The organism is Vibrio sp. B1Z05, assembly GCF_052955985.1.
In genome coordinates this window covers 2492773-2514482 of the sequence record NZ_CP130463.1, presented here as the reverse complement: position 1 = coordinate 2514482, position 21710 = coordinate 2492773, and the positions used below count along the sequence as shown (strand labels likewise).

The following is a 21710-nucleotide window of genomic DNA, read 5'->3' as shown; positions in this document are numbered from 1 at the left end:
ATAAACCAGTCTCTTATAAAAGGCTGGTTTTTTTATGCTCTTTTGTTTTCTAATTGATAGCTCTTCTCAATTCGCATTTTTAGCAGTTTGGTCCATTCTTAATAGAAGAAAACAGGAGCAAGCTTTTATATGACAATCAATGAACTTCGTGTGTTATATCGCTCTGAGCGCTTGGTGGAAGCTATTGTGGAACAAGCAGACCTAGATGGGCAGTGGGTTGTAGAGTTTCGAGACAGCCACGGCGGTATGCTTGCGCTTACTGATCCGCAAGGCGAACAACGCTATTACAACGACTTAGATTCAGCCTCAAAAAGCGCAATGGCAGTGGGTTTTAGCCAAGTAAGAATTGAATCCCTATAGGCGAAATGGTTTTTTCATTCCTTTTTATTATTAAACATACCCCTTTATTCTTTATTGCTATTACAAATAGTAGGTAATCTAGTGGTCATGTAATATACAGGGAAAACGTGACCATGTTGCTCAAGGATCTTTCCGGCTTTGCTTCCCCACTTAGTGATAATCAAGCAAACCAATTAAAACAAGCTGCCTCCGAACTATCGCCACAACAGTTGGCTTGGGTTAGTGGCTATTTCTACGGTATTAGTCAAAATCATGCTGTTGCTTCTGTTCCAGAGACGCAAGTTGCAGTAGGAACACCTTCACAGTTGACGATCATCTTTGCTTCTCAAACTGGGAATGCCAAAGGCGTCGCCAAACAACTGCACGCCAAAGTAGTGGCAGAAGGTTTCGAAGCTAAACTTTATGATGCGGCTGATTACAAACTTAAGAACCTGAAAAACGAAACGCATTTAATTGTCGTTGCCTCTACCAATGGTGAAGGTGAAGTTCCTGACAATGCGATAGAGTTTTATGACTACCTCAATTCTAAAAAAGCGCCAAAACTGGACAAACTGCAATACGCGGTTGTCGGACTTGGTGACTCTAGCTACGAATTCTTCTGCCAAACGGGTAAGGATTTTGATGCTGCTCTGAGTAAGTTAGGGGCAACGCCTTTCCTAGAACGAATCGACTGTGATGTGGATTACGAATCACCTGTGGCGAACTGGCAGTCTCAAGCACTGAGCACTATCGGTGAGCTATTTAAAGAATCTAATGTAGAAGCGAGTAATGGCGTTGTTCAATTGCCACTTTCTAACAGTGCTTCTGAATACACTAAGCAATCACCATATACCGCGACCTTACTGACCAACCAAAAAATCACTGGCCGCGATTCAACGAAAGACGTTCGTCATATCGAAATCGATCTAGAAGAATCAGGCATTACCTATCAACCGGGTGATGCATTAGGGGTTTGGTATAAAAACGATGCACAGCTGGTGGATTCAATCATTGCCGCGGTTGGTTTAGATAAAGATGAGTCTATCGAGGTAGACGGTAAACCAACTTCATTACAGCAAGCGCTGATTGAACAGTTTGAAGTGACTTCATCTAATCCGCAATTTATTACTCAATACGCCGAGAAGTCAGCGAGCAAGAAACTGCTTAAGCTTGTGGAAGACAAAAACAAGCTAAGAGAATACGCCGCGAAAACTCAGATCATTGACGTTATTTCAGAGAAGAAAGCCAAGCTAACCGCAACTGAGCTAACTGCTATGCTGCGACGTTTAACTCCTCGCTTATATTCAATCTCATCAGCTCAATCTGAAGTGGATGAAGAAGTACACCTAACTGTCGGTGTGGTGGAGTACGAAACAAGTAAAGGTCAAAGAATTGGTGGCGCTTCTGGTTTCTTATCCAATGGTCTGGAAGAGGGTGAAGAAGTAAAAGTGTTCATTGAACACAACAATAACTTCAAACTGCCAACCGATGATAATGCGCCCGTTATTATGATTGGCCCTGGAACGGGTATTGCACCGTTTAGAAGTTTCTTACAAGAGCGAGACTCTAGAGAAGCAGAAGGTAAAAACTGGTTAGTATTCGGTGACCGCACCTTTGCTCAAGACTTCTTATACCAAGTTGAATTCCAACGTTACCTAAAAGATGGCCTATTGAGCCAGTTGGATGTCGCCTTTAGCCGCGACGGTGCCAATAAAGTCTATGTGCAAGACAAGCTAAAACAAAATGCACAGCAAGTATGGCAATGGCTGCAAGATGGCGCTTACCTCTATGTATGTGGTGACGCAGAAAGAATGGCTAAAGATGTACAAGCAACCTTACTTGAAATTGCACAACAGCAAGGTGGGCTAGACGTAGAAAGTGCAGAAGAATGGCTAAAAGACCTTCGTAAACAGAAAAGATACCAAAGGGACGTGTACTAATGGAAAAGCAAGCAGTGTTGGGCAACGAGTTGGGCCCACTTTCTGATAATGAAAGATTAAAACGAGAAAGTAACTTTTTGCGCGGTACCATTACCAACGACCTCAAAAATGAGATTACCGGTGGGTTCGACGCGGACAATTTTCAGTTAATCCGTTTTCACGGCATGTATCAGCAAGACGATAGAGATATCCGCAATGAGCGTGCTAAGCAAAAATTGGAACCACTGCATAATGTGATGCTGCGTGCACGTATGCCTGGGGGAGTGATTACTCCTAAGCAATGGCTCGCTATCGACAAGTTTGCAACTGAAAGTTCGCTCTATGGCAGCATCCGTCTTACTACGCGTCAAACATTCCAGTTTCATGGAGTATTGAAGCCAAACATTAAGTTGATGCACCAAACTCTAAATTCAATTGGTATTGATTCTATTGCCACAGCGGGGGACGTAAACCGTAACGTGCTATGTAGTAGTAATCCTGTTGAGTCTGAATTGCATCAGCAAGCGTATGAGTGGGCCACTAAGATCAGTGAGCACCTACTGCCAAAAACCAGAGCTTATGCTGAAATATGGTTAGACGGTGAGAAGCTTGAGACTACAGACGAAGAACCAATCTTAGGTAGCAACTATCTGCCACGTAAATTTAAAACAACAGTCGTTGTACCGCCAGACAACGATGTTGACTTACACGCGAACGATCTTAACTTTGTCGCAGTAGCAAAAGACGGCAAGTTAGTTGGCTTTAATGTGTTAGTGGGTGGTGGACTGGCCATGACTCATGGTGATAACTCAACTTACCCACGTAAAGCGGATGAGTTTGGTTATATCTCTCTAGAGAACACATTAGATATTGCCGCTGCCGTAGTCACGACTCAACGTGATTGGGGTAATCGCTCAAATCGTAAAAATGCAAAAACCAAATACACATTAGATCGCGTTGGCATTGATGTGTTCAAACAAGAAGTTGAGAAACGCTCAGGCGTAAGCTTTGAGCCGATCAAACCTTATCAACTGACTAACCGTGGCGATAAGTTTGGTTGGTTAGAAGGTATAGACGGTAAGCATCACTTAACGCTGTTTATTGAAAACGGCCGCTTATTAGATTACCCAGGTAAACCACTGAAAACAGGTGTTGCTGAAATTGCCAAAATCCACACTGGCGATTTACGTATGACAGCAAATCAGAACCTCATCGTGGCAGGTGTACCGTTAAAAGATAAACAGAAGATTGAAAAGATAGCGTTCGAGCATGGCTTGCTTGATCCAACAACCTCTAAACAGCGTCAAGATTCAATGGCCTGTGTAGCATTCCCAACCTGTCCATTAGCAATGGCAGAAGCAGAACGCTTCCTTCCTCAATTTGTGACTGATGTTGAAGGCATATTGAAAAAGCATTCAATCAGTGATGATGAAAGCATTATCTTACGAGTAACGGGTTGTCCTAATGGCTGTGGCCGAGCAATGTTGGCTGAAATCGGTTTAGTCGGTAAAGCACCAGACAGATATAACTTGTACCTTGGCGGTAATAAAGCCGGTACACGAGTACCTAAGCTATATAAAGAGAACATCAGTTCCGCACAAATTCTACAAGACATCGATTCGCTGGTGGAACGATGGGCTGCAGAGCGTTTAGCTGATGAAGCATTTGGGGACTTTGTCATTCGTGATGGCATCGTAAAAGAAGTCATAGTATCGAAGAGGGATTTCCATGCTTGAACTGACACAGAAATTAAACTTAAAAGAAATAGTGAACCTAAATAAGGTGCAGCAAACTCTTGAGTTGGCAAAACTGAATGCCGATCTAGAAGATCTTTCAGCTGAACAAAGAATTGCTTGGGCGCTAGAAAACTTACAAGGAAGCTTCGCTCTTTCCTCAAGTTTTGGCGCACAAGCGGCCGTGATGCTGCACTTAGTTTCTAGACAGCAACCGAATATCCCTGTGATTTTGACTGATACCGGTTATCTATTTCCAGAAACGTATCAGTTTATTGATGAGCTGACTGAATTATTGAGCTTAAACCTAAAGGTATATAGCAGCCCATTAAGTTCTGCATGGCAAGAAGCTCGATTTGGTCAACTATGGACTAAAGGTGTAGAGGGGATAACCCAATACAATAAACTTAACAAAGTAGAGCCAATGCATAGGGCGCTATCAGAGTTGGAAGTGGGTACTTGGTTTTCTGGCCTAAGAAGAAGTCAGTCCGATTCACGTGGTGGGTTGCCAGTGCTATCTATTCAAAATGGCGTATTTAAGTTTTTACCAATCGTTGATTGGACGAGTGAGCAAGTAAATAGCTATATAGAAGAACATCAATTACCTCAGCACCCACTTAAAGCTCAGGGATACGTTTCTATTGGCGATGTACATACCACTGAAAAATACCAAGAAGGCATGAAAGAACAAGATACTCGCTTCTTTGGTTTGAAGAGAGAATGTGGTCTTCATGAAGATAATGGAGAATCTGACGGCTCAGGGATCTAATTCTTCCTTATATAAAGTAAATTCAAAAACCGCCAAATTAGGCGGTTTTTTGGGTTTTAAGGATAAGTCTGTGGATAACCTGTACCTAAGTAGGGGGTAAAAATAGATAAATAAGCGTTTCACTCAAAAAATGAACGAAAGGCTTTTTTTATTATATTTATTGAAAAAAAGCCTTGCCAATAAGCTGAGCATCTCTATAATGCGCCTCACTGACACGGTAGAGCGCACAACGCTTCGCAGTGAATCAGTAGGCTAACTAGCCGAACCATTTGAGTTTAAGTTCGATTCGAAAATAAATTCAAAAAAGTGTTTGACACTGAGGTTCAAATCGCTAGAATGGCCGTCCGCTTTGAGAGCTTCCTCACAAAAGGAAGCGTCGCAAAGCAACGCTCTTTAACAATTTAAACCTATCAATCTGTGTGGGCACTCGTTGATGATAATCGAAAAGATTTATCAATGAACTGAGTGACCAATACAATGATTTTTAATCATTGGCACAGTCAATTCATTATCGTTCTGTTGGAACGATAATAGCTTTAAAATTACTTCTTTATTTATAAAGAAAGAGTTTTGAAGTCAGTATTCATTGAGCCGTTCTTAGGAACAAAAAAACTTTAATTGAAGAGTTTGATCATGGCTCAGATTGAACGCTGGCGGCAGGCCTAACACATGCAAGTCGAGCGGAAACGAGTTGTCTGAACCTTCGGGGAACGATAACGGCGTCGAGCGGCGGACGGGTGAGTAATGCCTGGGAAATTGCCCTGATGTGGGGGATAACTATTGGAAACGATAGCTAATACCGCATAACGTCTACGGACCAAAGAGGGGGACCTTCGGGCCTCTCGCTTCAGGATATGCCCAGGTGGGATTAGCTAGTTGGTGAGGTAATGGCTCACCAAGGCGACGATCCCTAGCTGGTCTGAGAGGATGATCAGCCACACTGGAACTGAGACACGGTCCAGACTCCTACGGGAGGCAGCAGTGGGGAATATTGCACAATGGGCGCAAGCCTGATGCAGCCATGCCGCGTGTATGAAGAAGGCCTTCGGGTTGTAAAGTACTTTCAGTCGTGAGGAAGGCGTTAAAGTTAATAGCTTTATCGTTTGACGTTAGCGACAGAAGAAGCACCGGCTAACTCCGTGCCAGCAGCCGCGGTAATACGGAGGGTGCGAGCGTTAATCGGAATTACTGGGCGTAAAGCGCATGCAGGTGGTTTGTTAAGTCAGATGTGAAAGCCCGGGGCTCAACCTCGGAACCGCATTTGAAACTGGCAGGCTAGAGTACTGTAGAGGGGGGTAGAATTTCAGGTGTAGCGGTGAAATGCGTAGAGATCTGAAGGAATACCAGTGGCGAAGGCGGCCCCCTGGACAGATACTGACACTCAGATGCGAAAGCGTGGGGAGCAAACAGGATTAGATACCCTGGTAGTCCACGCCGTAAACGATGTCTACTTGGAGGTTGTGGCCTTGAGCCGTGGCTTTCGGAGCTAACGCGTTAAGTAGACCGCCTGGGGAGTACGGTCGCAAGATTAAAACTCAAATGAATTGACGGGGGCCCGCACAAGCGGTGGAGCATGTGGTTTAATTCGATGCAACGCGAAGAACCTTACCTACTCTTGACATCCAGAGAACTTTTCAGAGATGAATTGGTGCCTTCGGGAACTCTGAGACAGGTGCTGCATGGCTGTCGTCAGCTCGTGTTGTGAAATGTTGGGTTAAGTCCCGCAACGAGCGCAACCCTTATCCTTGTTTGCCAGCACGTAATGGTGGGAACTCCAGGGAGACTGCCGGTGATAAACCGGAGGAAGGTGGGGACGACGTCAAGTCATCATGGCCCTTACGAGTAGGGCTACACACGTGCTACAATGGCGCATACAGAGGGCAGCCAACCAGCGATGGTGAGCGAATCCCAAAAAGTGCGTCGTAGTCCGGATTGGAGTCTGCAACTCGACTCCATGAAGTCGGAATCGCTAGTAATCGTAGATCAGAATGCTACGGTGAATACGTTCCCGGGCCTTGTACACACCGCCCGTCACACCATGGGAGTGGGCTGCAAAAGAAGTGGGTAGTTTAACCTTCGGGAGGACGCTCACCACTTTGTGGTTCATGACTGGGGTGAAGTCGTAACAAGGTAGCCCTAGGGGAACCTGGGGCTGGATCACCTCCTTATACGATGATTATTCACGATGAGTGTCCACACAGATTGATATGGTTTAGAAAGTTGAGAGTTATTCCTATGTCCCGTTCGTCTAGAGGCCTAGGACACCGCCCTTTCACGGCGGTAACAGGGGTTCGACTCCCCTACGGGATACCATCTTTAAGCGCATTTCTTCTTAAACGAAGAGTTAAGTGTTTTTAAAAATGGTTTCACTGTCTTTATAGATAGTAAATTCATGCTCTTTAACAATTTGGAAAGCTGACGATAAGTAATTGATTTATTACTTATCAAATTTAAAAGTTCTCAAATCCTATATCTTTATGATGTAGGTACCAACACACATTCAAGTGTTCTTGGGAATAGCATCATTGCCTGATGTTATTCAAATTTGAGTCCGGCAAAATCGATGTTTGCTTCTGCTTTTTAAAGCGGAAATGAACAATAGTTATCTCGCTCATAATAAAGAGATAACGCACCTTGGAAACGTCATACTACGTTGTAGCAAACGTATTGCGTAAGCAAGACCCTTTGGGGTTGTATGGTTAAGTGACTAAGCGTACACGGTGGATGCCTTGGCAGTCAGAGGCGATGAAAGACGTAATAACTTGCGATAAGCCCAGATTAGGTAGTAATAACCATTTGAGTCTGGGATTTCTGAATGGGGAAACCCACGTGCATAAGCACGTATCATTAACTGAATACATAGGTTAATGAGGCAAACCCGGGGAACTGAAACATCTAAGTACCCGGAGGAAGAGAAATCAACCGAGATTCCGAAAGTAGCGGCGAGCGAAATTGGATTAGCCCTTAAGCTTTTAATGACACAGACGAAGGCTCTGGAAAGTGCCGCAATAAAGGGTGATAGCCCCGTAGTCGACATGTTGTTTTAAGTGAAATCGAGTAAGGCGGGACACGTGATATCCTGTTTGAACATGGGGGGACCATCCTCCAAGGCTAAATACTACTGACTGACCGATAGTGAACCAGTACCGTGAGGGAAAGGCGAAAAGAACCCCTGTGAGGGGAGTGAAATAGAACCTGAAACCGTGTACGTACAAGCAGTAGGAGCGCCTTAGAGCGTGACTGCGTACCTTTTGTATAATGGGTCAGCGACTTAATTTTAGTAGCAAGGTTAACCGTATAGGGGAGCCGTAGGGAAACCGAGTCTTAACTGGGCGTCGAGTTGCTAGAATTAGACCCGAAACCAGGTGATCTAGCCATGGGCAGGTTGAAGGTTGAGTAACATCAACTGGAGGACCGAACCGACTAATGTTGAAAAATTAGCGGATGACTTGTGGCTAGGGGTGAAAGGCCAATCAAACCTGGAGATAGCTGGTTCTCCCCGAAAGCTATTTAGGTAGCGCCTCGGACGAATACCAATGGGGGTAGAGCACTGTTAAGGCTAGGGGGTCATCCCGACTTACCAACCCTTTGCAAACTCCGAATACCATTGAGTACTATCCGGGAGACACACGGCGGGTGCTAACGTCCGTCGTGGAGAGGGAAACAACCCAGACCGCCAGCTAAGGTCCCAAAGTATAGCTAAGTGGGAAACGATGTGGGAAGGCTTAGACAGCCAGGATGTTGGCTTAGAAGCAGCCATCATTTAAAGAAAGCGTAATAGCTCACTGGTCGAGTCGGCCTGCGCGGAAGATGTAACGGGGCTAAGCTATACACCGAAGCTGCGGCTGCACACTTTGTGTGCGGGGTAGGGGAGCGTTCTGTAAGCCGTTGAAGGTGGTCTGTAAGGGCTGCTGGAGGTATCAGAAGTGCGAATGCTGACATGAGTAACGATAATGGGGGTGAAAAACCCCCACGCCGGAAGACCAAGGGTTCCTGTCCAACGTTAATCGGGGCAGGGTAAGTCGACCCCTAAGGCGAGGCCGAAAGGCGTAGTCGATGGGAAACGGGTTAATATTCCCGTACTTCTTATAATTGCGATGGGGGGACGGAGAAGGCTAGGTGGGCCTGGCGATGGTTGTCCAGGTTCAAGTATGTAGGCGGAAAGTTTAGGTAAATCCGGACTTTTTTAACGCTGAGATACGATGTCGAGCTGCTACGTGCAGTGAAGTCATTGATGCCATGCTTCCAGGAAAAGCCTCTAAGCTTCAGATTATAAGGAATCGTACTCCAAACCGACACAGGTGGTCGGGTAGAGAATACCAAGGCGCTTGAGAGAACTCGGGTGAAGGAACTAGGCAAAATGGTACCGTAACTTCGGGAGAAGGTACGCTCTTGGCGGTGAAGTCCCTTGCGGATGGAGCTACTAGGAGTCGCAGATACCAGGTGGCTGCAACTGTTTATTAAAAACACAGCACTGTGCAAAATCGTAAGATGACGTATACGGTGTGACGCCTGCCCGGTGCCGGAAGGTTAATTGATGGGGTTAGACTTAGGTCGAAGCTCTTGATCGAAGCCCCGGTAAACGGCGGCCGTAACTATAACGGTCCTAAGGTAGCGAAATTCCTTGTCGGGTAAGTTCCGACCTGCACGAATGGCGTAATGATGGCCACGCTGTCTCCACCCGAGACTCAGTGAAATTGAAATCGCTGTGAAGATGCAGTGTACCCGCGGCTAGACGGAAAGACCCCGTGAACCTTTACTACAGCTTGGCACTGAACATTGACCCTACATGTGTAGGATAGGTGGGAGCCTTTGAAGCAAGCACGCCAGTGTTTGTGGAGGCAATCTTGAAATACCACCCTTGTATGCTTGATGTTCTAACGTTGGTCCCTAATCGGGATTGCGGACAGTGCCTGGTGGGTAGTTTGACTGGGGCGGTCTCCTCCCAAAGAGTAACGGAGGAGCACGAAGGTGGGCTAAACACGGTTGGACATCGTGTGGTTAGTGCAATGGCATAAGCCCGCTTGACTGCGAGAATGACAATTCGAGCAGGTGCGAAAGCAGGTCATAGTGATCCGGTGGTTCTGAATGGAAGGGCCATCGCTCAACGGATAAAAGGTACTCCGGGGATAACAGGCTGATACCGCCCAAGAGTTCATATCGACGGCGGTGTTTGGCACCTCGATGTCGGCTCATCACATCCTGGGGCTGAAGTCGGTCCCAAGGGTATGGCTGTTCGCCATTTAAAGTGGTACGCGAGCTGGGTTTAGAACGTCGTGAGACAGTTCGGTCCCTATCTGCCGTGGGCGTTGGAAGATTGAAGGGGGCTGCTCCTAGTACGAGAGGACCGGAGTGGACGAACCTCTGGTGTTCGGGTTGTCATGCCAATGGCATTGCCCGGTAGCTAAGTTCGGAATCGATAAGCGCTGAAAGCATCTAAGCGCGAAGCGAGCCCTGAGATGAGTCTTCCCTGGCACTTTAAGTGTCCTAAAGGGTTGTTCGAGACTAGAACGTTGATAGGCAGGGTGTGTAAGTGCTGTGAGGCATTGAGCTAACCTGTACTAATTGCCCGTGAGGCTTAACCATACAACACCCAAGGGGTTTTGTGGACTCAAAGTAAGAACTTTGAATGTGTAACAGAGACTTTTAAATACAGCTTTCTAGATTATTTTACCTTTAGCTTTTTTGAAAAGCTGAAAGTAAAGCAAAATTTTGCTTGGCGACCATAGCATTGTGGACCCACCTGATTCCATGCCGAACTCAGAAGTGAAACACAATAGCGCCGATGGTAGTGTGGGGTTTCCCCATGTGAGAGTAGGACATCGCCAGGCTTTAATTTCTACTTCTTTCTGAATGAAAGAAGTTACCATAAGGTTTTGAATTTAATTCAGAATTTTATGTTGACTTTCAAAGTAGAAAGCGTAATATACGCCTCCTGCTCACGTGTTACGACACGGAAAGCAACGCTCTTTAACAATTTAAACCTATCAATCTGTGTGGGCACTCGTTGATGATAATCGAAAAGATTTATCAATGAACTGAGTGACCAAAATCAAATTGGAATTCAGCCTTGAGCTGTTTTGTTTTACTTTTTCAAAAGTGAAAACCAATAAGAGCACAGTCAATTCATTATCGTTCTGTTGGAACGATAATAGCTTTAAAATTACTTCTTTATTTATAAAGAAAGAGTTTTGAAGTCAGTATTCATTGAGCCGTTCTTAGGAACAAAAAAACTTTAATTGAAGAGTTTGATCATGGCTCAGATTGAACGCTGGCGGCAGGCCTAACACATGCAAGTCGAGCGGAAACGAGTTATCTGAACCTTCGGGGAACGATAACGGCGTCGAGCGGCGGACGGGTGAGTAATGCCTGGGAAATTGCCCTGATGTGGGGGATAACTATTGGAAACGATAGCTAATACCGCATAACGTCTACGGACCAAAGAGGGGGACCTTCGGGCCTCTCGCTTCAGGATATGCCCAGGTGGGATTAGCTAGTTGGTGAGGTAATGGCTCACCAAGGCGACGATCCCTAGCTGGTCTGAGAGGATGATCAGCCACACTGGAACTGAGACACGGTCCAGACTCCTACGGGAGGCAGCAGTGGGGAATATTGCACAATGGGCGCAAGCCTGATGCAGCCATGCCGCGTGTATGAAGAAGGCCTTCGGGTTGTAAAGTACTTTCAGTCGTGAGGAAGGCGTTAAAGTTAATAGCTTTATCGTTTGACGTTAGCGACAGAAGAAGCACCGGCTAACTCCGTGCCAGCAGCCGCGGTAATACGGAGGGTGCGAGCGTTAATCGGAATTACTGGGCGTAAAGCGCATGCAGGTGGTTTGTTAAGTCAGATGTGAAAGCCCGGGGCTCAACCTCGGAACCGCATTTGAAACTGGCAGGCTAGAGTACTGTAGAGGGGGGTAGAATTTCAGGTGTAGCGGTGAAATGCGTAGAGATCTGAAGGAATACCAGTGGCGAAGGCGGCCCCCTGGACAGATACTGACACTCAGATGCGAAAGCGTGGGGAGCAAACAGGATTAGATACCCTGGTAGTCCACGCCGTAAACGATGTCTACTTGGAGGTTGTGGCCTTGAGCCGTGGCTTTCGGAGCTAACGCGTTAAGTAGACCGCCTGGGGAGTACGGTCGCAAGATTAAAACTCAAATGAATTGACGGGGGCCCGCACAAGCGGTGGAGCATGTGGTTTAATTCGATGCAACGCGAAGAACCTTACCTACTCTTGACATCCAGAGAACTTTTCAGAGATGAATTGGTGCCTTCGGGAACTCTGAGACAGGTGCTGCATGGCTGTCGTCAGCTCGTGTTGTGAAATGTTGGGTTAAGTCCCGCAACGAGCGCAACCCTTATCCTTGTTTGCCAGCACGTAATGGTGGGAACTCCAGGGAGACTGCCGGTGATAAACCGGAGGAAGGTGGGGACGACGTCAAGTCATCATGGCCCTTACGAGTAGGGCTACACACGTGCTACAATGGCGCATACAGAGGGCGGCCAACCAGCGATGGTGAGCGAATCCCAAAAAGTGCGTCGTAGTCCGGATTGGAGTCTGCAACTCGACTCCATGAAGTCGGAATCGCTAGTAATCGTAGATCAGAATGCTACGGTGAATACGTTCCCGGGCCTTGTACACACCGCCCGTCACACCATGGGAGTGGGCTGCAAAAGAAGTGGGTAGTTTAACCTTCGGGAGGACGCTCACCACTTTGTGGTTCATGACTGGGGTGAAGTCGTAACAAGGTAGCCCTAGGGGAACCTGGGGCTGGATCACCTCCTTATACGATGATTACTCACGATGAGTGTCCACACAGATTGATGGTTTATTTTAGTTAAAGTACTAGAGCTTTAATTAATGACTTCGGTTATTGATTAAAGCTTTTTGCTTTATGCTCTTTAACAATTTGGAAAGCTGACGATAAGTAATTGATTTATTACTTATCAAATTTAAAAGTTCTCAAATCCTATATCTTTAAGATGTAGGTACCAACACACATTCAAGTGTTCTTGGGAATGTATTCTTGCCAGAATGCATTCAAATTTGAGTCCGGCAAAATCGATGTTTGCTTCTGCTTTTTAAAGCGGAAATAAACAATAGTTATCTCGCTCATAATAAAGAGATAACGCACCTTGGAAACGTCATACTACGTTGTAGCAAACGTATTGCGTTAAGCAAGACCCTTTGGGGTTGTATGGTTAAGTGACTAAGCGTACACGGTGGATGCCTTGGCAGTCAGAGGCGATGAAAGACGTAATAACTTGCGATAAGCCCAGATTAGGTAGTAATAACCATTTGAGTCTGGGATTTCTGAATGGGGAAACCCACGTGCATAAGCACGTATCATTAACTGAATACATAGGTTAATGAGGCAAACCCGGGGAACTGAAACATCTAAGTACCCGGAGGAAGAGAAATCAACCGAGATTCCGAAAGTAGCGGCGAGCGAAATTGGATTAGCCCTTAAGCTTTTAATGACACAGACGAAGGCTCTGGAAAGTGCCGCAATAAAGGGTGATAGCCCCGTAGTCGACATGTTGTTTTAAGTGAAATCGAGTAAGGCGGGACACGTGATATCCTGTTTGAACATGGGGGGACCATCCTCCAAGGCTAAATACTACTGACTGACCGATAGTGAACCAGTACCGTGAGGGAAAGGCGAAAAGAACCCCTGTGAGGGGAGTGAAATAGAACCTGAAACCGTGTACGTACAAGCAGTAGGAGCGCCTTAGAGCGTGACTGCGTACCTTTTGTATAATGGGTCAGCGACTTAATTTTAGTAGCAAGGTTAACCGTATAGGGGAGCCGTAGGGAAACCGAGTCTTAACTGGGCGTCGAGTTGCTAGAATTAGACCCGAAACCAGGTGATCTAGCCATGGGCAGGTTGAAGGTTGAGTAACATCAACTGGAGGACCGAACCGACTAATGTTGAAAAATTAGCGGATGACTTGTGGCTAGGGGTGAAAGGCCAATCAAACCTGGAGATAGCTGGTTCTCCCCGAAAGCTATTTAGGTAGCGCCTCGGACGAATACCAATGGGGGTAGAGCACTGTTAAGGCTAGGGGGTCATCCCGACTTACCAACCCTTTGCAAACTCCGAATACCATTGAGTACTATCCGGGAGACACACGGCGGGTGCTAACGTCCGTCGTGGAGAGGGAAACAACCCAGACCGCCAGCTAAGGTCCCAAAGTATAGCTAAGTGGGAAACGATGTGGGAAGGCTTAGACAGCCAGGATGTTGGCTTAGAAGCAGCCATCATTTAAAGAAAGCGTAATAGCTCACTGGTCGAGTCGGCCTGCGCGGAAGATGTAACGGGGCTAAGCTATACACCGAAGCTGCGGCTGCACACTTTGTATGCGGGGTAGGGGAGCGTTCTGTAAGCCGTTGAAGGTGGTCTGTAAGGGCTGCTGGAGGTATCAGAAGTGCGAATGCTGACATGAGTAACGATAATGGGGGTGAAAAACCCCCACGCCGGAAGACCAAGGGTTCCTGTCCAACGTTAATCGGGGCAGGGTAAGTCGACCCCTAAGGCGAGGCCGAAAGGCGTAGTCGATGGGAAACGGGTTAATATTCCCGTACTTCTTATAATTGCGATGGGGGGACGGAGAAGGCTAGGTGGGCCTGGCGATGGTTGTCCAGGTTCAAGTATGTAGGCGGAAAGTTTAGGTAAATCCGGACTTTCTTAACGCTGAGATACGATGTCGAGCTGCTACGTGCAGTGAAGTCATTGATGCCATGCTTCCAGGAAAAGCCTCTAAGCTTCAGATTATAAGGAATCGTACTCCAAACCGACACAGGTGGTCGGGTAGAGAATACCAAGGCGCTTGAGAGAACTCGGGTGAAGGAACTAGGCAAAATGGTACCGTAACTTCGGGAGAAGGTACGCTCTTGGCGGTGAAGTCCCTTGCGGATGGAGCTACTAGGAGTCGCAGATACCAGGTGGCTGCAACTGTTTATTAAAAACACAGCACTGTGCAAAATCGTAAGATGACGTATACGGTGTGACGCCTGCCCGGTGCCGGAAGGTTAATTGATGGGGTTAGACTTAGGTCGAAGCTCTTGATCGAAGCCCCGGTAAACGGCGGCCGTAACTATAACGGTCCTAAGGTAGCGAAATTCCTTGTCGGGTAAGTTCCGACCTGCACGAATGGCGTAATGATGGCCACGCTGTCTCCACCCGAGACTCAGTGAAATTGAAATCGCTGTGAAGATGCAGTGTACCCGCGGCTAGACGGAAAGACCCCGTGAACCTTTACTACAGCTTGGCACTGAACATTGACCCTACATGTGTAGGATAGGTGGGAGCCTTTGAAACAAGTACGCCAGTATTTGTGGAGGCAATCTTGAAATACCACCCTTGTATGCTTGATGTTCTAACGTTGGTCCCTAATCGGGATTGCGGACAGTGCCTGGTGGGTAGTTTGACTGGGGCGGTCTCCTCCCAAAGAGTAACGGAGGAGCACGAAGGTGGGCTAAACACGGTTGGACATCGTGTGGTTAGTGCAATGGCATAAGCCCGCTTGACTGCGAGAATGACAATTCGAGCAGGTGCGAAAGCAGGTCATAGTGATCCGGTGGTTCTGAATGGAAGGGCCATCGCTCAACGGATAAAAGGTACTCCGGGGATAACAGGCTGATACCGCCCAAGAGTTCATATCGACGGCGGTGTTTGGCACCTCGATGTCGGCTCATCACATCCTGGGGCTGAAGTCGGTCCCAAGGGTATGGCTGTTCGCCATTTAAAGTGGTACGCGAGCTGGGTTTAGAACGTCGTGAGACAGTTCGGTCCCTATCTGCCGTGGGCGTTGGAAGATTGAAGGGGGCTGCTCCTAGTACGAGAGGACCGGAGTGGACGAACCTCTGGTGTTCGGGTTGTCATGCCAATGGCATTGCCCGGTAGCTAAGTTCGGAATCGATAAGCGCTGAAAGCATCTAAGCGCGAAGCGAGCCCTGAGATGAGTCTTCCCTGGCACTTTAAGTGTCCTAAAGGGTTGTTCGAGACTAGAACGTTGATAGGCAGGGTGTGTAAGTGCTGTGAGGCATTGAGCTAACCTGTACTAATTGCCCGTGAGGCTTAACCATACAACACCCAAGGGGTTTTGTGGACTCAAAGTAAGAACTTTGAATGTGTAACAGAGACTTTTAAATACAGCTTTCTAGATTATTTTACCTTTAGCTTTTTTGAAAAGCTGAAAGTAAAGCAAAATTTTGCTTGGCGACCATAGCATTGTGGACCCACCTGATTCCATGCCGAACTCAGAAGTGAAACACAATAGCGCCGATGGTAGTGTGGGGTTTCCCCATGTGAGAGTAGGACATCGCCAGGCTTTAATTTCTACTTCTTTCTGAATGAAAGAAGTTACCATAAGGTTTTGAATTTAATTCAGAATTTTATGTTGACTTTCAAAGTAGAAAGCGTAATATACGCCTCCTGCTCACGTGTTACGACACGGAAAGCAACGCTCTTTAACAATTTAAACCTATCAATCTGTGTGGGCACTCGTTGATGATAATCGAAAAGATTTATCAATGAACTGAGTGACCAAAATCAAATTGGAATTCAGCCTTGAGCTGTTTTGTTTTACTTTTTTAAAAGTAAAAACCAATAAGAGCACAGTCAATTCATTATCGTTCTGTTGGAACGATAATAGCTTTAAAATTACTTCTTACTTTCGAGTAAGGAACAGTTTTGAAGTCAGTATTCATTGAGCCGGTCGAAAGACCAAAAAAACTTTAATTGAAGAGTTTGATCATGGCTCAGATTGAACGCTGGCGGCAGGCCTAACACATGCAAGTCGAGCGGAAACGAGTTATCTGAACCTTCGGGGAACGATAACGGCGTCGAGCGGCGGACGGGTGAGTAATGCCTGGGAAATTGCCCTGATGTGGGGGATAACTATTGGAAACGATAGCTAATACCGCATAATGTCTACGGACCAAAGAGGGGGACCTTCGGGCCTCTCGCTTCAGGATATGCCCAGGTGGGATTAGCTAGTTGGTGAGGTAATGGCTCACCAAGGCGACGATCCCTAGCTGGTCTGAGAGGATGATCAGCCACACTGGAACTGAGACACGGTCCAGACTCCTACGGGAGGCAGCAGTGGGGAATATTGCACAATGGGCGCAAGCCTGATGCAGCCATGCCGCGTGTATGAAGAAGGCCTTCGGGTTGTAAAGTACTTTCAGTCGTGAGGAAGGCGTTAAAGTTAATAGCTTTATCGTTTGACGTTAGCGACAGAAGAAGCACCGGCTAACTCCGTGCCAGCAGCCGCGGTAATACGGAGGGTGCGAGCGTTAATCGGAATTACTGGGCGTAAAGCGCATGCAGGTGGTTTGTTAAGTCAGATGTGAAAGCCCGGGGCTCAACCTCGGAACCGCATTTGAAACTGGCAGGCTAGAGTACTGTAGAGGGGGGTAGAATTTCAGGTGTAGCGGTGAAATGCGTAGAGATCTGAAGGAATACCAGTGGCGAAGGCGGCCCCCTGGACAGATACTGACACTCAGATGCGAAAGCGTGGGGAGCAAACAGGATTAGATACCCTGGTAGTCCACGCCGTAAACGATGTCTACTTGGAGGTTGTGGCCTTGAGCCGTGGCTTTCGGAGCTAACGCGTTAAGTAGACCGCCTGGGGAGTACGGTCGCAAGATTAAAACTCAAATGAATTGACGGGGGCCCGCACAAGCGGTGGAGCATGTGGTTTAATTCGATGCAACGCGAAGAACCTTACCTACTCTTGACATCCAGAGAACTTTTCAGAGATGAATTGGTGCCTTCGGGAACTCTGAGACAGGTGCTGCATGGCTGTCGTCAGCTCGTGTTGTGAAATGTTGGGTTAAGTCCCGCAACGAGCGCAACCCTTATCCTTGTTTGCCAGCACGTAATGGTGGGAACTCCAGGGAGACTGCCGGTGATAAACCGGAGGAAGGTGGGGACGACGTCAAGTCATCATGGCCCTTACGAGTAGGGCTACACACGTGCTACAATGGCGCATACAGAGGGCAGCCAACCAGCGATGGTGAGCGAATCCCAAAAAGTGCGTCGTAGTCCGGATTGGAGTCTGCAACTCGACTCCATGAAGTCGGAATCGCTAGTAATCGTAGATCAGAATGCTACGGTGAATACGTTCCCGGGCCTTGTACACACCGCCCGTCACACCATGGGAGTGGGCTGCAAAAGAAGTGGGTAGTTTAACCTTCGGGAGGACGCTCACCACTTTGTGGTTCATGACTGGGGTGAAGTCGTAACAAGGTAGCCCTAGGGGAACCTGGGGCTGGATCACCTCCTTATACGATGATTATTCACGATGAGTGTCCACACAGATTGATATGGTTTAGAAAGTAAGAGAGTATTTTACGAAATAGCTTTTAGCTATTTTGTGAAAAATTGGGTCTGTAGCTCAGCTGGTTAGAGCGCTCGCCTGATAAGCGGGAGGTCGGTGGTTCAAGTCCACTCAGACCCACCAATTTTTCCTTATACTGCGTTAGATTATTCGTTGTGTACTGATGTACACGGCCTCACAATCTGCCTTGTCTAAGAAAAAATACCAAGATGGGGCTATAGCTCAGCTGGGAGAGCGCCTGCCTTGCACGCAGGAGGTCTGCGGTTCGATCCCGCATAGCTCCACCATCTTTAAGCGTATTTGCTTAAGTACTCTTAAAAATGGTTATATTCCTTTTAGGAAATAAACATGCTCTTTAACAATTTGGAAAGCTGACGATAAGTAATTGATTTATTACTTATCAAATTTAAAAGTTCTCAAATCCTATATCTTTAAGATGTAGGTACCAACACACATTCAAGTGTTCTTGGGAATAACATCATTGCCTGATGTTATTCAAATTTGAGTCCGGCAAAATCGATGTTTGCTTCTGCTTTTTAAAGCGGAAATGAACAATAGTTATCTCGCTCATAATAAAGAGATAACGCACCTTGGAAACGTCATACTACGTTGTAGCAAACGTATTGCGTTAAGCAAGACCCTTTGGGGTTGTATGGTTAAGTGACTAAGCGTACACGGTGGATGCCTTGGCAGTCAGAGGCGATGAAAGACGTAATAACTTGCGATAAGCCCAGATTAGGTAGTAATAACCATTTGAGTCTGGGATTTCTGAATGGGGAAACCCACGTGCATAAGCACGTATCATTAACTGAATACATAGGTTAATGAGGCAAACCCGGGGAACTGAAACATCTAAGTACCCGGAGGAAGAGAAATCAACCGAGATTCCGAAAGTAGCGGCGAGCGAAATTGGATTAGCCCTTAAGCTTTTAATGACACAGACGAAGGCTCTGGAAAGTGCCGCAATAAAGGGTGATAGCCCCGTAGTCGACATGTTGTTTTAAGTGAAATCGAGTAAGGCGGGACACGTGATATCCTGTTTGAACATGGGGGGACCATCCTCCAAGGCTAAATACTACTGACTGACCGATAGTGAACCAGTACCGTGAGGGAAAGGCGAAAAGAACCCCTGTGAGGGGAGTGAAATAGAACCTGAAACCGTGTACGTACAAGCAGTAGGAGCGCCTCGAAGCGTGACTGCGTACCTTTTGTATAATGGGTCAGCGACTTAATTTTAGTAGCAAGGTTAACCGAATAGGGGAGCCGTAGGGAAACCGAGTCTTAACTGGGCGTCGAGTTGCTAGAATTAGACCCGAAACCAGGTGATCTAGCCATGGGCAGGTTGAAGGTTGAGTAACATCAACTGGAGGACCGAACCGACTAATGTTGAAAAATTAGCGGATGACTTGTGGCTAGGGGTGAAAGGCCAATCAAACCTGGAGATAGCTGGTTCTCCCCGAAAGCTATTTAGGTAGCGCCTCGGACGAATACCAATGGGGGTAGAGCACTGTTAAGGCTAGGGGGTCATCCCGACTTACCAACCCTTTGCAAACTCCGAATACCATTGAGTACTATCCGGGAGACACACGGCGGGTGCTAACGTCCGTCGTGGAGAGGGAAACAACCCAGACCGCCAGCTAAGGTCCCAAAGTATAGCTAAGTGGGAAACGATGTGGGAAGGCTTAGACAGCCAGGATGTTGGCTTAGAAGCAGCCATCATTTAAAGAAAGCGTAATAGCTCACTGGTCGAGTCGGCCTGCGCGGAAGATGTAACGGGGCTAAGCTATACACCGAAGCTGCGGCTGCATACTTTTGTATGCGGGGTAGGGGAGCGTTCTGTAAGCCGTTGAAGGTGGTCTGTAAGGGCTGCTGGAGGTATCAGAAGTGCGAATGCTGACATGAGTAACGATAATGGGGGTGAAAAACCCCCACGCCGGAAGACCAAGGGTTCCTGTCCAACGTTAATCGGGGCAGGGTAAGTCGACCCCTAAGGCGAGGCCGAAAGGCGTAGTCGATGGGAAACGGGTTAATATTCCCGTACTTCTTATAATTGCGATGGGGGGACGGAGAAGGCTAGGTGGGCCTGGCGATGGTTGTCCAGGTTCAAGTATGTAGGCGGAAAGTTTAGGTAAATCCGGACTTTCATAACGCTGAGATACGATGTCGAGCTGCTACGTGCAGTGAAGTCATTGATGCCATGCTTCCAGGAAAAGCCTCTAAGCTTCAGATTATAAGGAATCGTACTCCAAACCGACACAGGTGGTCGGGTAGAGAATACCAAGGCGCTTGAGAGAACTCGGGTGAAGGAACTAGGCAAAATGGTACCGTAACTTCGGGAGAAGGTACGCTCTTGGCGGTGAAGTCCCTTGCGGATGGAGCTACTAGGAGTCGCAGATACCAGGTGGCTGCAACTGTTTATTAAAAACACAGCACTGTGCAAAATCGTAAGATGACGTATACGGTGTGACGCCTGCCCGGTGCCGGAAGGTTAATTGATGGGGTTAGACTTAGGTCGAAGCTCTTGATCGAAGCCCCGGTAAACGGCGGCCGTAACTATAACGGTCCTAAGGTAGCGAAATTCCTTGTCGGGTAAGTTCCGACCTGCACGAATGGCGTAATGATGGCCACGCTGTCTCCACCCGAGACTCAGTGAAATTGAAATCGCTGTGAAGATGCAGTGTACCCGCGGCTAGACGGAAAGACCCCGTGAACCTTTACTACAGCTTGGCACTGAACATTGACCCTACATGTGTAGGATAGGTGGGAGCCTTTGAAGCAAGCACGCCAGTGTTTGTGGAGGCAATCTTGAAATACCACCCTTGTATGCTTGATGTTCTAACGTTGATCCCTAATCGGGATTGCGGACAGTGCCTGGTGGGTAGTTTGACTGGGGCGGTCTCCTCCCAAAGAGTAACGGAGGAGCACGAAGGTGGGCTAAACACGGTTGGACATCGTGTGGTTAGTGCAATGGCATAAGCCCGCTTGACTGCGAGAATGACAATTCGAGCAGGTGCGAAAGCAGGTCATAGTGATCCGGTGGTTCTGAATGGAAGGGCCATCGCTCAACGGATAAAAGGTACTCCGGGGATAACAGGCTGATACCGCCCAAGAGTTCATATCGACGGCGGTGTTTGGCACCTCGATGTCGGCTCATCACATCCTGGGGCTGAAGTCGGTCCCAAGGGTATGGCTGTTCGCCATTTAAAGTGGTACGCGAGCTGGGTTTAGAACGTCGTGAGACAGTTCGGTCCCTATCTGCCGTGGGCGTTGGAAGATTGAAGGGGGCTGCTCCTAGTACGAGAGGACCGGAGTGGACGAACCTCTGGTGTTCGGGTTGTCATGCCAATGGCATTGCCCGGTAGCTAAGTTCGGAATCGATAAGCGCTGAAAGCATCTAAGCGCGAAGCGAGCCCTGAGATGAGTCTTCCCTGGCACTTTAAGTGTCCTAAAGGGTTGTTCGAGACTAGAACGTTGATAGGCAGGGTGTGTAAGTGCTGTGAGGCATTGAGCTAACCTGTACTAATTGCCCGTGAGGCTTAACCATACAACACCCAAGGGGTTTTGTGGACTCAAAGTAGAACTTTGAATGTGTGATACGAAC

Annotated in this window: 4 protein-coding genes, 3 tRNA genes and 8 rRNA genes; all 15 read left to right on the top strand. The window is 47.4% G+C overall.

Annotated elements, in window-relative coordinates:
* Window positions 1–129: 129 nt before the first annotated feature.
* The 15 genes from QV280_RS11415 to QV280_RS11345 all read left to right on the top strand — a co-directional run bounded on the left by QV280_RS11415 (window position 130) and on the right by QV280_RS11345 (window position 21653).
* A complete protein-coding gene (locus QV280_RS11415) occupies window positions 130–360 on the top strand; it encodes a hypothetical protein (RefSeq protein ID WP_023405210.1) in 231 nt (76 codons plus the stop codon).
* 113 nt (window positions 361–473) lie between these two features.
* Window positions 474–2279 carry an assimilatory sulfite reductase (NADPH) flavoprotein subunit gene (locus QV280_RS11410; RefSeq protein ID WP_152822455.1) on the top strand — a complete coding sequence of 602 codons (1806 nt, stop codon included), beginning with the start codon at window positions 474–476 and terminating at the stop codon, window positions 2277–2279.
* Window positions 2279–3994: an assimilatory sulfite reductase (NADPH) hemoprotein subunit gene (cysI, locus tag QV280_RS11405; protein ID WP_023405212.1), complete on the top strand. Its 1716-nt coding sequence runs from the start codon at window positions 2279–2281 to the stop codon at window positions 3992–3994. Before QV280_RS11410 ends, cysI begins: the two co-directional genes overlap by 1 nt.
* A complete protein-coding gene (locus tag QV280_RS11400) occupies window positions 3987–4760 on the top strand; it encodes a phosphoadenylyl-sulfate reductase (protein WP_023405213.1) in 774 nt (257 codons plus the stop codon). Before cysI ends, QV280_RS11400 begins: the two co-directional genes overlap by 8 nt.
* Window positions 4761–5375: 615 nt before the next feature.
* Window positions 5376–6928: ribosomal RNA gene (locus tag QV280_RS11395) — 16S ribosomal RNA — on the top strand.
* A 69-nt stretch (window positions 6929–6997) separates the two neighbouring features.
* Window positions 6998–7073, top strand: a tRNA-Glu gene (locus tag QV280_RS11390).
* A 384-nt stretch (window positions 7074–7457) separates the two neighbouring features.
* Window positions 7458–10346: ribosomal RNA gene (locus tag QV280_RS11385) — 23S ribosomal RNA — on the top strand.
* 129 nt (window positions 10347–10475) lie between these two features.
* Window positions 10476–10591: ribosomal RNA gene (rrf, locus tag QV280_RS11380) — 5S ribosomal RNA — on the top strand.
* Window positions 10592–10996: 405 nt separating this feature from the next.
* Window positions 10997–12549: ribosomal RNA gene (locus QV280_RS11375) — 16S ribosomal RNA — on the top strand.
* Window positions 12550–12962: 413 nt separating this feature from the next.
* Window positions 12963–15851 (top strand): 23S ribosomal RNA (locus tag QV280_RS11370).
* Window positions 15852–15980: 129 nt separating this feature from the next.
* Window positions 15981–16096 (top strand): 5S ribosomal RNA (gene rrf, locus QV280_RS11365).
* Between the two features lie 407 nt (window positions 16097–16503).
* A 16S ribosomal RNA gene (locus QV280_RS11360) occupies window positions 16504–18056 on the top strand.
* 99 nt (window positions 18057–18155) lie between these two features.
* Window positions 18156–18232 (top strand) — tRNA-Ile (locus tag QV280_RS11355).
* An 88-nt stretch (window positions 18233–18320) separates the two neighbouring features.
* Window positions 18321–18396: transfer RNA gene (locus QV280_RS11350), tRNA-Ala, on the top strand.
* A gap of 367 nt (window positions 18397–18763) precedes the next feature.
* Window positions 18764–21653, top strand: a 23S ribosomal RNA gene (locus QV280_RS11345).
* Together the 16S, 23S and 5S rRNA genes with 3 tRNA genes alongside form the textbook arrangement of a ribosomal RNA operon.
* Window positions 21654–21710 lie beyond the last annotated feature (57 nt).